General features: G+C 61.3%; 12 protein-coding genes. 11 read left to right on the plus strand and 1 reads right to left on the minus strand.

Features of this window, described 5'->3' with window-relative positions; all coding sequences use genetic code 11:
- The first annotated feature begins 99 nt into the window (after window positions 1-99).
- From rimP to MPZ60_RS09960, 7 genes are all read left to right on the plus strand, one after another.
- On the plus strand, window positions 100-678 hold the full coding sequence (rimP, locus tag MPZ60_RS09930) for a ribosome maturation factor RimP (protein ID WP_034351798.1): 579 nt from the start codon (window positions 100-102) through the stop codon (window positions 676-678).
- Window positions 679-761: 83 nt separating this feature from the next.
- On the plus strand, window positions 762-2,249 hold the full coding sequence (gene nusA / locus MPZ60_RS09935; RefSeq protein WP_003063156.1) for a transcription termination factor NusA: 1,488 nt from the start codon (window positions 762-764) through the stop codon (window positions 2,247-2,249).
- A gap of 23 nt (window positions 2,250-2,272) precedes the next feature.
- Window positions 2,273-5,107 (plus strand): translation initiation factor IF-2, encoded by a 2,835-nt coding sequence (gene infB, locus MPZ60_RS09940; RefSeq protein ID WP_034351799.1) that lies wholly within the window; start codon window positions 2,273-2,275, stop codon window positions 5,105-5,107.
- A gap of 95 nt (window positions 5,108-5,202) precedes the next feature.
- Entirely contained in the window at window positions 5,203-5,580 is a 378-nt protein-coding gene (rbfA, locus tag MPZ60_RS09945; protein WP_003056352.1) for a 30S ribosome-binding factor RbfA, read from the plus strand.
- A 4-nt stretch (window positions 5,581-5,584) separates the two neighbouring features.
- On the plus strand, window positions 5,585-6,577 hold the full coding sequence (gene truB, locus MPZ60_RS09950; protein ID WP_034351800.1) for a tRNA pseudouridine(55) synthase TruB: 993 nt from the start codon (window positions 5,585-5,587) through the stop codon (window positions 6,575-6,577).
- A complete protein-coding gene (typA, locus tag MPZ60_RS09955) occupies window positions 6,574-8,400 on the plus strand; it encodes a translational GTPase TypA (RefSeq protein WP_034351801.1) in 1,827 nt (608 codons plus the stop codon). The genes truB and typA overlap by 4 nt, the downstream gene beginning before the upstream one ends.
- A 16-nt stretch (window positions 8,401-8,416) precedes the next feature.
- Complete coding sequence (locus MPZ60_RS09960) at window positions 8,417-8,716, plus strand: hypothetical protein (protein ID WP_131324619.1); 300 nt, start codon at window positions 8,417-8,419, stop codon at window positions 8,714-8,716.
- 12 nt (window positions 8,717-8,728) lie between these two features.
- Here MPZ60_RS09960 and MPZ60_RS09965 read toward each other — a convergent pair whose 3' ends face one another.
- Window positions 8,729-9,034, minus strand: a complete 306-nt coding sequence (locus tag MPZ60_RS09965; protein ID WP_034350048.1) for a c-type cytochrome — start codon at window positions 9,032-9,034, stop codon at window positions 8,729-8,731.
- Window positions 9,035-9,147: 113 nt separating this feature from the next.
- Here MPZ60_RS09965 and MPZ60_RS09970 point away from each other — a divergent pair, with 113 nt between their 5' ends.
- From MPZ60_RS09970 to lgt, 4 genes are all read left to right on the plus strand, one after another.
- Complete coding sequence (locus MPZ60_RS09970) at window positions 9,148-9,387, plus strand: TIGR04438 family Trp-rich protein (protein WP_003063147.1); 240 nt, start codon at window positions 9,148-9,150, stop codon at window positions 9,385-9,387.
- A 140-nt stretch (window positions 9,388-9,527) separates the two neighbouring features.
- Window positions 9,528-11,387 (plus strand): dihydroxy-acid dehydratase, encoded by a 1,860-nt coding sequence (gene ilvD / locus MPZ60_RS09975; protein ID WP_003063146.1) that lies wholly within the window; start codon window positions 9,528-9,530, stop codon window positions 11,385-11,387.
- 116 nt (window positions 11,388-11,503) lie between these two features.
- On the plus strand, window positions 11,504-12,511 hold the full coding sequence (locus MPZ60_RS09980) for a tripartite tricarboxylate transporter substrate binding protein (protein WP_034351802.1): 1,008 nt from the start codon (window positions 11,504-11,506) through the stop codon (window positions 12,509-12,511).
- 145 nt (window positions 12,512-12,656) lie between these two features.
- The gene (gene lgt, locus MPZ60_RS09985; protein WP_034351803.1) at window positions 12,657-13,499 is read left to right on the plus strand and encodes a prolipoprotein diacylglyceryl transferase; all 843 of its coding nucleotides are present in this window, start codon (window positions 12,657-12,659) and stop codon (window positions 13,497-13,499) included.
- Window positions 13,500-13,526: the final 27 nt, after the last annotated feature.

The raw sequence follows: 13,526 nt of genomic DNA on the forward strand, positions 1-13,526 counted from the left end.
CATACCGCCCGTTTTTTTTGGGCAATTCATGGCGAAACCTGTTTTTGGCAGAGCTAAGTCCATGATTTGACAGATTTTTCGGGATTGAACTGAATACACGTGGCACTACAGCAAATCGTTGAACAAACCGTGACAGGTCTGGGCTATGACCTGGTTGAAATCGAGCGCTCGGCCGGCGGCCTGCTGCGCATCACGATTGATTTGCCTTGGCAGGCGCCGGAGGACGGTGCGCCTGAGCTGCCCGAGCAGTTCGTGACAGTGGAAGACTGCGAAAAGGTCACGCGCCAGCTTCAGTTTGCGCTGGAAGTCGATGGTGCGGACTACGCCCGCCTGGAGGTCTCTTCTCCAGGCATTGATCGTTTGCTGCGCCATGAGCAGGACTTCATCCGCTTTGAAGGCTCGGAGGTGGATCTGACGCTCAAGGCTCCCATCGGGGCTGCAGGTGGCGACAAGATCAATGCAAACCGCAAGAAATTTCGTGGCACGCTGGAGCGGACTGAAGAAGGTGGCTGGCAGATCGTCTGGAGCGATGAGCCGCCTCCCAAGCCGGGCGTGCGCGTCAGCAAGAAGCGTGAGCCTGCGCCGTTGAACGCGATGGGCTTTACGCTTGACGAGTTGCGCGAAGCTCGTCTGGCACCGATTGTGAATTTCAAAGGACGCGCAGCCAAGCCCGAGTGAGGCAGCTGAAGCGTTTGAATCTTTTGGGGCAAAGAGGTCGCATGCAAATCCTCTTTGTGTGATTGAAATAGGAGAGTCGTCGCATGAATCGCGAACTGTTGATGTTGGTTGAAGCCATTTCGCGTGAAAAGAACGTGGAACGCGATGTGGTTTTTGGTGCCGTGGAATCCGCACTGGCACAGGCCACCAAGAAGCTGTACCAAGGTGAAGTAGACATCCGCGTGTCCATCGATCGCGAAAGCGGCGACTACGACACCTTCCGCCGCTGGGTGGTGGTGTCTGACGATGCCGGTCTGCAGAACCCCGACGCCGAAGAAATGCTGATGGATGCGGAAGACCGCGTGCCCGGCATTCAAATTGGTGAGTTCATTGAAGAGCAGATCGAGTCGCTGCCCATCGGCCGTATCGGTGCCATGGCTGCCAAGCAGGTCATCCTGCAGAAGATTCGCGACGCCGAGCGCGAAATGCTGCTCAACGAATTCCTGGCCCGTGGCGAGAAGATCTTTACCGGTACCGTCAAGCGCATGGACAAGGGCGACATCATTGTCGAATCCGGCCGTGTGGAAGGCCGACTCAAGCGCGGCGAGATGATCCCCAAGGAAAATCTGCGCAATGGCGACCGCGTGCGCGCCATGATCATGGAAGTCGATGCCACCTTGCGCGGTGCTCCCATCCTGCTGTCGCGCTCGGCTCCCGAATTCATGGTGGAATTGTTCCGCAATGAAGTGCCCGAGATCGAGCAAGGCCTGCTGGAGATCAAGAGCTGCGCCCGTGACGCCGGCTCTCGTGCCAAGATCGCCGTGCTCAGCCACGACAAGCGCGTGGACCCCATCGGCACCTGCGTCGGCGTGCGCGGCACCCGCGTGAATGCGGTGACCAACGAGCTGGCCGGCGAGCGTGTGGATATCGTGCTGTGGTCCGAAGACCCCGCCCAGTTCGTGATCGGTGCCCTGGCTCCTGCCAATGTCTCTTCCATCGTTGTGGATGAGGAAAAGCATGCCATGGACGTGGTCGTGGACGAGGAAAATCTGGCCATCGCCATCGGTCGCGGCGGTCAGAACGTGCGTCTGGCCTCCGAGCTGACAGGCTGGAAGATCAACATCATGGACGCTGCAGAGTCTGCCCAGAAGCAGGCCGACGAGTCGGCTGTCTCGCGCAAGCTGTTCATGGAAAAGCTGGATGTGGACGAGGAAATCGCCAACATCCTGATCGAAGAAGGTTTCGAGACCCTGGAAGAAGTGGCCTATGTGCCGCTGCAGGAAATGCTCGAAATCGAATCCTTCGACGAAGAGACGGTGAACGAGCTGCGTAGCCGCGCCAAGGATGCACTGCTGAGTCAGGAAATTGCTCGCGAAGAAAATGTGAGCAAGGCATCCGAGGATCTGGTGTCTCTGGACGGCATGACTGCCGAGCTGCTGGACAAGCTGGCGCAAGCTGATGTGCACACACGTGACGATCTGGCCGACCTGGCGATCGACGAGCTGACCGAAATCACCGGTCAGACTGCCGAAGAAGCCAAGGCCTTGATCATGAAGGCGCGTGAGCACTGGTTTACCGATGGGCAAGAGTAAGGTCAGGGAGGTACAGAGCATTTATGTCGAGTAATACGGTTGCAGAATTTGCGAAAGAGCGCAACACGACCCCTGATACCTTGCTGCAGCAGCTCAAGGCCGCCGGGGTTGACAAGGCCAATGCGGCTGACGCGCTGACCGAAGGTGACAAGCAGCGCTTGCTGTCTCACCTGCAGGCAAGCCATGGCAGCGGTGCCAAGAAGATCACGCTGACCAAGAAGTCCACCAGCGAAATCAAGCAGGCGGATTCATCGGGCCGTGCCCGTACGATTCAGGTGGAAGTGCGCAAGAAGCGCACTTTCGTGAAGCGGGAAGACACTCCCGCCGAGGCTCAGGCCAATGCGGAAAGCATGGCTAAGGCTGTGCAGGAGCGTGCCGCTAGTCAAGAGCTGGTACGCCGTGAAGAAGATGCTCGCCGCGAGGCCGAGCTGTTGAGCCATCAGGAAGAACAATTGGCCAAGGAACGTCAAGAGCGCGAAGAGCGCGAGCGCCGCGAGCGCGAAGCCGAGGAACGTGCTGCAGCCTATGCAGCCGCGGAAGTCGCCAAGGTGGCTGAAGCCAAGGCGGCAAAGGAAGAAGAAAAGCGCGAGCACGCAGCAGGCGCTGCCGCACGTGCTGCGGCCCAGGCCGAGGCACGCGCCAAGGCGGAAGCCGAATCCCAGGCCAAGGCTGCTGAAGAAGCCAGCCGCGCCAAGGATCTGGATGAGCGCCGCCGCAAGGCCCTGGCCGAAGCGGAAGCCATCCGCGCCATGATGGCTGCGCCTAAGAAGGTGCTGGTCGCCAAGAAGCCCGAGGAGCCCAAGAAGGCTGCTCCGGTCGCTGCGGATGCCAAGAAGCCTGTTGCCACCAAGGATGGCAACAAGCCTGCAGGCAGCGCTGGCGCGGCCAATGCCGGCGGCGGTGCCCGTCCAGGCAAGGAAGTCAAGTCCGCCAAGCTGTCTTCGAGCTGGTCCAACGACGCCGGCAAGAAGAAGGAAATCAAGACCCGTGGCGACAGCTCCGGCGGCGTGGCTGGCCGTTCCAACTGGCGCGGTGGTCCCAAGGGCGGCCGTCGTGGCAATGATCGTCACGAGCAGCAACAGCAGCAGGCTCCCGAGTTCCGTCAGCTGGAGATTTCGGTGCCCGAGACCATCACCGTGGCCGAACTGGCTCACAAGATGGCCATCAAGGCATCCGAGGTCATCAAGGTTCTGATGAAGATGGGCCAGATGGTCACCATCAATCAGCCGCTGGACCAGGACACCGCCATGATCGTGGTGGAAGAAATGGGCCACACCGCCAAGGTGGCTGCGCTGGACGATCCCGAAGCCTTCACCGCCGAGGAAGTCTCCAACTCCGAAGCCGAGCAACTGCCGCGCGCTCCCGTGGTGACCGTCATGGGGCACGTGGACCACGGCAAGACCTCGCTGCTGGACTACATCCGTCGCACCAAGGTGGCGTCGGGCGAAGCCGGCGGCATCACTCAGCACATCGGTGCCTACCATGTGAAGACGCCTCGCGGCATCATCACCTTCCTGGACACCCCCGGTCACGAGGCCTTCACGGCCATGCGTGCTCGCGGTGCCAAGTCCACCGACATCGTGATTCTGGTGGCTGCTGCCGACGACGGCGTCATGCCCCAGACCAAGGAAGCCATCAAGCACGCCAAGGCGGCTGGTGTTCCCATCGTGGTGGCCATCACCAAGGCCGACAAGCCCGAAGCCAACCCCGATCGCGTCAAGCAGGAGCTGGTCGTGGAAGAGGTGCTACCCGAAGAATACGGCGGTGACTCTCCCTTCGTGGCCGTGTCCTCCAAGACCGGTCAGGGCATCGACGAGCTGCTGGAGCAAGTGCTGCTGCAGGCCGAAGTGCTGGAACTCAAGGCGCCCGTGGACGCCGCTGCCAAGGGTATCGTGATCGAAGCCCAGCTGGACAAGGGTCGCGGTACCGTGGCTACGGTGCTGGTGCAGTCCGGTACGCTGAAGGTCGGCGATGTGGTGCTGGCTGGCCAGACCTATGGTCGCGTGCGAGCCATGCTCGACGAAGACGGCAAGCAGACCAAGGAAGCCGGTCCTTCCATCCCTGTCGAGATCCAGGGTCTGAACGAAGTGCCCCAGGCGGGTGACGACTTCATGGTGCTGAGCGACGAGCGTCGTGCCCGTGAAATCGCGACCTACCGCGCCGGCAAGTTCCGCAACACCAAGCTGGCCAAGCAGCAGGCTGCGAAGCTGGAAAACATGTTCGCCGAAATGTCCGCTGGCGATGTGCAGACCCTGCCCATCATCATCAAGGCCGACATGCAAGGCTCGCAGGAAGCTCTGGCAGCCTCGCTGCTCAAGCTGTCCACCGACGAGATCAAGGTTCAGTTGGTGTACTCCGGCGTGGGCGGTATCTCCGAGTCCGACGTCAACCTGGCGCTGGCTTCCAAGGCCATCATCATCGGCTTCAACGTGCGTGCGGATGCTCAGGCCCGCAAGACCGCTGAAGGCAACGATGTCGACGTTCGCTACTACAACATCATCTACGACGCCGTGGATGAGGTGAAGGCTGCGATGTCCGGCATGCTGGCTCCCGAGAAGCGCGAAGAGATCATCGGTATGGCCGAGATCCGTACCGTGTTCGTGGCGACGAAGATCGGCACCATTGCCGGCTCGTACATCACGCAAGGTCACGTCACCCGCAATGCACACTTCCGTCTGCTGCGCGACAACGTGGTCATCTACACGGGCGAGATCGAGTCGCTGCGTCGCATGAAGGACGATGTCAAGGAAGTCAAGGAAGGCTTCGAGTGCGGTATCAAGCTGCGCAACTACAACGACATCAAGGAAGGCGACGTGCTGGAAGTCTTCGAGATCAAGGAAATCGCTCGTACGCTGTAAAAGCAATAGCTGCTAGCGCCTGTTACGCAAGGGTTTGAGGCTGAAAATGCCTTGAATTCCTTGTGCAGCAAGCGCAAATAGCTCCTTTTTTATTCATGGCAACCAAACGCAAATCTGCTGCTCCCAACCGCAGCTTCAAAGTTTCCGACCAGATCCAGCGTGATCTGTCGGAGCTGATCGCCCGCGAGTTGAAGGACCCGCGCGTCGGCATGGTCACGCTGCAAGGCGTGGAGGTGACTCCTGACTATGCCCACGCCAAGGTGTTCTTCAGCGTGCTCGTCGGCGATCCCGAAGTGACGCTGGCAGCACTCAATCAGGCCGCAGGCTTTCTGCGCAACGGCCTGTTCAAGCGTCTGCACATTCATACCGTGCCCACGCTGCATTTCGTCTACGACCGCACTACAGAGCGCGCTGCCGACATGAACGCCTTGATCGCCAAGGCTGTGGCGTCGCGCGGACCCGAACAGGAATAAGCACATGAACGCCCCTCGCACCCGGGTGCAGCGGCGCCCTGTGCATGGGGTGTTGCTGCTCGATAAACCGCTGGGCTGGTCCAGCAACGATATCTTGCAGAAGGTCAAGTGGCTGCTGCGCGCCGAAAAGGCCGGGCATACAGGCACGCTTGATCCGCTGGCCAGTGGCGTGCTGCCGCTGTGTTGCGGCGCTGCCACCAAATTCAGTCAGCTTCAGCTCGAAGCCGAGAAAACCTACGAAGCCATTGCCCGCCTGGGCCAGACCACGACCACGGCCGATGCCGAGGGCGATGTGGTGCTGGAGCGTGCCGTCGATCTGGCAGCCATCACGCCCGAGCGCCTGGCGCAGGTGCAGGCCCAGTTCACAGGCGACATCAAGCAGGTGCCGCCCATGCACAGTGCGCTGAAGAAGGACGGCAAGGCACTCTATGAATATGCCCGTGCGGGCGTGGAAGTGGAGCGCCCCGCACGCGATGTCACCATTCATGCATTGGATCTGACTCTGGTGCAGGACGATCAGGGGCATCCGGCTGTCAAGATGAGAGTGACCTGCAGCAAGGGCACTTACATCCGCACATTGGGCGAAGACGTGGGCGAGGCCTTGGGCTGTGGCGCCCATTTGCGTTTTCTGCGCCGTGTGGAAACCGGCGGTCTTGAAGTGTCGCGTTGCGTGACGCTGCAGGCGCTGGAAGCCATGAACGATGAAGAGCGCATCGCGCAGGTCCAGCCTGTCGATACCCTGCTGCATCGTCATGCCGTCGTCACCTTGGGTGAACAGGATGCAGGACGCTTTCTATCAGGCTTGCGCCGTCGAGGGTCTTGGGCGGATGCCCCGGCCGTGGCGGTGTATGGTGAGCGCCCGCATGCCCTTTTAGGGGTAGGCCGTGTGGCGAGCGGGGAATTGATTCCCGAGCGCCTGCTCAGTCCGCTAGAAATTCAACAAATTTTGGAAGGAACGCCGCGTCCACAAGCAAGCGGCATTTTGGAAACATTATGAGCAAACAAATCCGCAACATTGCGATCATCGCGCACGTTGACCACGGTAAGACCACCATGGTGGACCAGCTGCTGCGCCAGTCCGGCACTTTTGCCGAGCACGAAAAAGTCGTCGACACCGTGATGGACAACCATGCCATCGAACGTGAGCGCGGCATCACCATTCTGGCCAAGAACTGTGCCGTGTCCTGGAAGGACACCCACATCAACATTCTCGACACGCCCGGTCACGCGGACTTCGGCGGCGAAGTGGAGCGTGCCCTGTCCATGGTCGACGGCGTGGTGCTGCTGATCGATGCGCAGGAAGGCCCCATGCCCCAGACGCGCTTCGTGACCAAGAAGGCTCTGGCCCTGGGCCTGCGCCCCATCGTGGTGGTGAACAAGGTGGACAAGCCCGGCGCCAACCCCGACAAGGTGATCAACGCCGCTTTCGACCTGTTCGACAAGCTGGGCGCCACCGACGAGCAGCTGGACTTCCCCGTGGTCTACGCCTCCGGCATCAACGGCTGGTCGTCCAAGGAAGAGGGCGAGCCCGGTGCCAAGTGGGGTGAGGACATGTCCGCCCTGTTCGACACCATCCTCGACCATGTGCCTTCCGTGCAGGGCGATGCCAGCGCTCCCCTGCAGCTGCAGGTCTCCGCTCTGGATTACTCCACCTTCGTGGGTCGTATCGGCGTGGGCCGCATCACCCAGGGCACGCTCAAGCCCGGTCAGCAAGTGGCCGTGATGGCCGGTCCTGACGGCAAGAGCTACAGCGGCAAGATCAACCAGGTGCATACCTTCCAGGGTCTGGACCGCGTGCAGGCCACCGAAGCCGGTCCTTCCGAGATCGTGCTGATCAGCGGTATCGAAAACATCGGTATCGGCGAGACCGTCACCGACCCCGCCAATCCCCAGCCTCTGCCCATGCTGAAGATTGACGAGCCCACCCTGACCATGAACTTCTGCGTGAACACCTCGCCCCTGGCAGGTCGTGAAGGCAAGTTCGTGACCAGCCGCCAGATCTGGGACCGTCTGCAAAAGGAACTGCGCTCCAACGTGGCTCTGCGTGTCAAGGAAACCGACGAAGACGGTATCTTTGAAGTCTCCGGCCGCGGCGAACTGCACCTGACCATCTTGCTGGAAGAAATGCGCCGCGAAGGTTACGAGCTGGCCGTGTCCAAGCCTCGCGTCGTGATGCAGATGATTGACGGCGAAAAGCACGAGCCTATCGAGCTGGTGACTGCCGACATCGAAGAAGGCCATCAGGGCGGCGTGATGCAGGCACTGGGCGAGCGCAAGGGCGAGCTGGTGAACATGGAACCCGATGGCCGCGGTCGCGTCCGTCTGGAATACCGTATCCCTGCCCGCGGCCTGATCGGTTTTACCAACGAATTCCTGAACCTGACACGTGGTTCCGGCCTGATCGCCAACATCTTCGACAGCTACGAACCCCATAAGGGCGACATCGGCGGCCGCAAGAACGGCGTGCTGATCTCCATGGACGACGGTGAAATCTTCACCTACGCCCTGGGCAAGCTGGACGACCGTGGCCGCATGTTCGTGAAGGCCGGCGACCCCGTGTACGAAGGCATGATCATCGGCATCCACAGCCGCGACAACGATCTGGTGGTGAACGCCACACGTACCAAGCAGCTGACCAACTTCCGTGTTTCCGGCAAGGAAGACGCGATCAAGATCACGCCTCCCATCGAGCTGTCGCTGGAGTACGGCGTGGAATTCATCGAAGAGGACGAGCTGCTGGAAATCACCCCCACCAGCCTGCGCGTGCGCAAGCGTCACCTGAAGGAACACGATCGCAAGCGTGCTTCGCGTGATGCGTAATTCACTGGCCTAGGCCGTGAATCCAAAAAAGGCCCTTCGGGGCCTTTTTTATTGCACGCTGCTGCCTGACAGTCTGCATTGCAACGGCTGCGGTATTGATTCGTCGCGAAGCGAGCCACGGGCCGAGTTGCTGCCGAGCAGCAGCAGTCAAGTGTTGCAGATGCTGATCTCACGGGTGTGGAGCGAAGTCTGGAATCCTGGTGCCGGTGGGCTGATGGAAGAGCAGGGCGATCCGCTGAGTCGCGGTAGCTTCAGAAACAAAAAACCGCATGGGAGCCATGCGGTTTTTGATAACGGCCCTGTCTCGCGCCGTTGAGAAGCAGTCGATTTACTTCTGCGCCAGAATCCAGGCCACCAGCTTCTTGGCATCGGCGTCGTTCACCTGGGGATTGGCGGGCATGGGCACGGGGCCCCACACGCCGGAGCCGCCCTTGATGACCTTGGCAGCCAGCTTGTCGGCTGCGTCCTTCTGGCCTGCATACTTGGCGGCCACATCCTTGAATGCGGGACCAACCAGCTTCTTGTCAACAGCGTGGCAGGCCATGCAGTTCTTGGACTGTGCCAGGGCCTGATCGGCCATGGCAGGTGCCACGGCAGCGGCGGAAAGGGCGAAAGCGATCAGAAATTGCTTCATCATGAGTTCCCAGGGTGCGGGGTTAAAGTTGATCTTTTAGCGCATTGTAGTGCTTGGCTTGTGTACTCTCCAGTGCACTCTGTGTTCTGGAAAATCAACAAAAAAGGGGATGTATGTATCTGTTAGGTTTGGCGATCGTGTTGTCGCTGCTCAAGCTGGCTCAGATCGGGCCTGTTGCAGGCTGGAGCTGGTGGCCGATTCTGGGCGTTTATGGCGCGGCTGCCGCCTGGTGGGCCTGGGCCGATGCTTCGGGCTATACCAAGCGCAAGGCCATGGAGAAGATGGACCAGCGCAAGAAAGAGCGTATCGAACGTCAGAAGCAGGCCATGGCACCGGGTCAGCGACGTCGTTGAGCAGTGAATCAGGCATCGTGATTGACGATGTCTTGTGATTGTTTTGCCTGACAGCCCGCCATGGGCTAGGCATCGCTGCCTTGCAGTGCTGGGCCATAATCCAAAGAATCATTTCCCGATAACGTCTTATAGCGAACCCCATGCCCGCATACCGTTCCAAAACCTCCACTGGCGGCCGCAACATGGCCGGTGCGCGCGCCCTGTGGCGTGCCACCGGCATGAAAGATGGCGATTTCGACAAGCCCATCATTGCGATTGCCAACTCCTTCACCCAGTTCGTGCCCGGCCATGTGCATCTGAAGGATCTGGGGCAACTGGTCGCGCGTGAGATCGAAAAGGCCGGCGGCGTGGCCAAGGAGTTCAACACCATCGCCGTGGACGATGGCATCGCCATGGGCCATGACGGCATGCTGTATTCGCTGCCCAGCCGCGACCTGATCGCGGACTCGGTCGAGTACATGGTCAATGCCCATTGCGCCGATGCGCTGGTGTGCATCTCCAACTGCGACAAGATCACCCCCGGCATGCTGATGGCCGCGATGCGCCTGAACATTCCGGTGATCTTTGTTTCCGGCGGCCCCATGGAAGCCGGCAAGACCAAGCTGGCCAACCCCGAAACCAAGACCATAGAGTTCAAGAAGCTGGACCTGGTGGACGCCATGGTGATCGCGGCCGATCAGCGCTATTCCGACGCCGAAGTGGCCGAGGTGGAGCGCTCCGCCTGCCCGACCTGCGGTTCCTGCTCGGGCATGTTCACCGCCAATTCGATGAACTGCCTGACCGAAGCGCTGGGCCTGTCCCTGCCCGGCAATGGCACCGTGGTGGCCACGCATGCCGACCGCGAAGAGCTGTTCCTGCGCGCCGGCCGCCGCATCGTCGAGCTGGCCCGCGACTACTACGAGAACGACAACGACAGCGTGCTGCCGCGCTCCGTGGGCTTCAAGGCCTTCGAGAACTGCATCACGCTGGACATCGCCATGGGCGGCTCCACCAATACCATCCTGCACCTGCTGGCCATCGCCCAGGAAGCGGGTATCGACTTCACCATGGCCGACATCGACCGCCTCTCGCGCGTCGTGCCCCAGCTGTGCAAGGTGGCACCCAACACGCCCAAGTACCACATCGAAGACGTGCACCGCGCTGGCGGCATCATGGCCATCCTGGGCGAGCTGGACCGCGCCGGCAAGCTGCACACCGATGTGCCCACGGTGCATGCCAAGACCATGAAGGATGCGCTGGAGCAGTGGGACATCATGCGCACGCAGGACGAGGCCGTGCGCCACTTCTACATGGCCGGCCCGGCCGGCATTCCCACGCAGGTGGCGTTCAGCCAGAACACCCGCTGGCCCAGCCTGGACCTGGATCGTGCCGAAGGCTGCATCCGCAGCTACGAGCACGCGTTCAGCAAGGAAGGCGGCCTGGCCGTGCTGCGCGGCAACATCGCGCTGGACGGCTGCGTGGTGAAGTCCGCAGGCGTGGACGAGTCGATCCTGGTCTTCGAAGGCCCGGCCCATGTGGTCGAGTCGCAGGACGAGGCCGTGGCCAACATCCTGGCCGACAAGGTCAAGGCAGGCGATGTGGTCATCGTGCGCTACGAAGGCCCCAAGGGCGGCCCCGGCATGCAGGAAATGCTCTACCCCACCAGCTACATCAAGTCCAAGGGCCTGGGCAAGGCCTGTGCGCTGCTGACGGACGGCCGCTTCTCGGGCGGTACCTCCGGCCTGTCCATCGGTCACTGCTCTCCCGAAGCGGCAGCCGGCGGCGCGATTGGCCTGGTGCAGAACGGCGACATCATCCGCATCGACATTCCCAACCGCAGCATCAACATGCTGGTCAGCGACGAAGAGCTGGCCCGCCGCCGTGAAGCGCAGAATGCCAAGGGCTGGAAGCCTGCCCAGGCCCGTCCCCGCAAGATCTCTGCGGCCCTCAAGGCCTATGCCAAGCTGGTGACCAGCGCCGACACCGGCGCCGTGCGCGATCTGTCGCTGCTCGACGATTAAGTTACGTTTGTTTCGTCATTTCGTCAGCGCGGACTTTGCCTGCTGACGGACAATCCCACAGCCGCTCGATGCAAGTCGCGCGGCTGTTTTTATTGTCTTGCCAGAAAGTGATCTCCATGTCTTTCGCTGTTCGCCCCTCCTTCTTGTTGAAGACAGCAGGGCTGCTGGCCTTGCTGGGGGCATTGACGGCGCAGGCTGCAGAAGGGCGTTACCCGCAGCGTCCCGTGCGTCTGGTGGTCCCTTTCACGCCCGGAGGCTCCACCGATATCGTGGCGCGCCTGGTTGCCGATGCCATGCACACGACGCTGGGTCAGCCCGTGGTGGTCGACAACCGGTCCGGCGCCAGCGGCTTCATCGGGGCCGAGGCCGTGGCCAATGCGGCGCCTGACGGCTACACGATAGGCCTGGGCACCATCAGCACGCTGGTGGTCAATCCCGTCATGCTGCCGCAGTCGGCACGCATAGATCCTGCCAAGGCCTTTGTGCCGGTGGTTGCACTGGCGTCCATTCCGTCGGTGTTTTCCGTGCATCCCAATATGGGTGTGCAGAACTACGCCCAGTTCCTCACTCTTGCGCGCAGCAAGCCGGGTCAGTTCAATATCGGATCGGCCGGAATCGGCTCCATCGGGCATCTGATTGCCGAGCGCCTCAATGCCGATCTCAAGCTCAAGCTGCACCACATTCCCTACAAGGGGCAGGGGCCGGTGATCAGCGGCGCGCTGTCGGGCGAGACCCAGGTGCTCAGCGATCAATACCCTTCGTCGGCTCCGCATGTGGCTGCGGGCCGCCTGGTTCCGTTCGCCGTGGCCGCGCAGGAGCGCTTGCCGGCCCTGCCGCAGGTGCCCACGTTCAGGGAGTTGGGCCACCCTGCGCTCAACGATCTGGCCATCACCTGGTTCGGCATCGTTGCTCCGGCAGGAACACCGCAGGCCGTCGTGACCAGGCTCAACGGCGCTGCCAACGCGGCCTTGCAGGATCCTGCCGTGCAGGAGCGGTTGCAGGCCATGGGCGTGAATGTATTGGGCGGCACACCGCAGCGATTGAGCACCATGATGGATGAGACCGCCAAGGTCGTGCGCCAGACCGTGCGCGAGCAGGGCCTGGCGGTGGACAAGCCGCATTGACGCTTGAAAGAGCGCCGCTGGCGCCGGATGCAGCAGGATGCCAGGTCGAGGTTTTTCGCATCAGGGGGCTTTGAGCCGGTGAATGAGGCTCTGCAGCGTTCTCGGAGCATACAGTTTTGCAGAAACGTCATCGGCCTGCGGCACAATGCCTGACATGCTGATGTATCCGCACATTGATCCTGTAGCCGTGCAGATTGGCCCGCTGGCCGTGCACTGGTATGGCATTACCTATCTGGTGGCCTTTGGTCTGTTCCTGTTTCTGGGCACGCGCCGACTGCACCACCCTCCATTCAAATACATGACGGGCGATCGTGCCTGGGCGCGCAAGGATGTGGAGGACATTCTCTTCCTTGGCGTGCTGGGCGTGGTCGTGGGCGGGCGCATCGGCTACTGCCTGTTCTACAAGCCCGGTTACTACCTCTCGCATCCGCTGGAGATTCTTGCCGTCTGGCAGGGCGGCATGAGCTTTCACGGCGGCCTGCTGGGCGTCATCGGCTCCATGATCTGGTTTGCGCGCTCGCGCAAGCGCAACTGGCTGGAAGTCGCAGATTTTGTGGCGCCCTGCGTGCCTACAGGGCTGGCTGCGGGCCGCATCGGCAACTTCATCAACGGCGAGCTCTGGGGGCGTTTTGCGAGTGCAGATCTGCCCTGGGCCATGGTGTTCCCGCAAAGCGGCTCCATGCTGCCGCGTCATCCCTCGCAGATCTATCAGTTCCTGATGGAAGGGCTGCTGCTGTTCATCATCCTGTGGCTTTACGCGCGCAAGGAGCGCAAGCCCGGCCAGGTCGCGGCGGTTTTTCTGATCGGCTATGGGGCATTCCGCTTCATCGCAGAGTACTTCCGCGAGCCCGACGACTTCCTGGGCATTCTCTCGCTGGGCATGAGCATGGGGCAGTGGCTGTGCATTCCCATGATCGTGGCCGGTGTGCTCATGTGGGTGTGGTGTGGCAAGCGCCAGGCCTACGCGGTTCAGCGGACTGCGGCCTGAAGGCCAAATCCTGAAAAACGCAGACTT

It is taken from the genome of Comamonas sp. 7D-2, from assembly GCF_022749555.1.
In the GTDB taxonomy this organism is placed as follows: domain Bacteria; phylum Pseudomonadota; class Gammaproteobacteria; order Burkholderiales; family Burkholderiaceae_C; genus Comamonas; species Comamonas thiooxydans.

Excerpts from the sequence above, each read along its gene's own strand:
- nusA (WP_003063156.1), top strand. The coding sequence starts at position 762 with ATGAATCGCGAACTGTTGATGTTGGTTGAAGCCATTTCGCGTGAAAAG.
- infB (WP_034351799.1), top strand. The coding sequence starts at position 2,273 with ATGTCGAGTAATACGGTTGCAGAATTTGCGAAAGAGCGCAACACGACC.
- rbfA (WP_003056352.1), top strand. The coding sequence starts at position 5,203 with ATGGCAACCAAACGCAAATCTGCTGCTCCCAACCGCAGCTTCAAAGTT.
- truB (WP_034351800.1), top strand. The coding sequence starts at position 5,585 with ATGAACGCCCCTCGCACCCGGGTGCAGCGGCGCCCTGTGCATGGGGTG.
- typA (WP_034351801.1), top strand. The coding sequence starts at position 6,574 with ATGAGCAAACAAATCCGCAACATTGCGATCATCGCGCACGTTGACCAC.
- MPZ60_RS09965 (WP_034350048.1), bottom strand. The coding sequence starts at position 9,034 with ATGAAGCAATTTCTGATCGCTTTCGCCCTTTCCGCCGCTGCCGTGGCA.
- MPZ60_RS09970 (WP_003063147.1), top strand. The coding sequence starts at position 9,148 with ATGTATCTGTTAGGTTTGGCGATCGTGTTGTCGCTGCTCAAGCTGGCT.
- ilvD (WP_003063146.1), top strand. The coding sequence starts at position 9,528 with ATGCCCGCATACCGTTCCAAAACCTCCACTGGCGGCCGCAACATGGCC.
- MPZ60_RS09980 (WP_034351802.1), top strand. The coding sequence starts at position 11,504 with ATGTCTTTCGCTGTTCGCCCCTCCTTCTTGTTGAAGACAGCAGGGCTG.
- lgt (WP_034351803.1), top strand. The coding sequence starts at position 12,657 with ATGCCTGACATGCTGATGTATCCGCACATTGATCCTGTAGCCGTGCAG.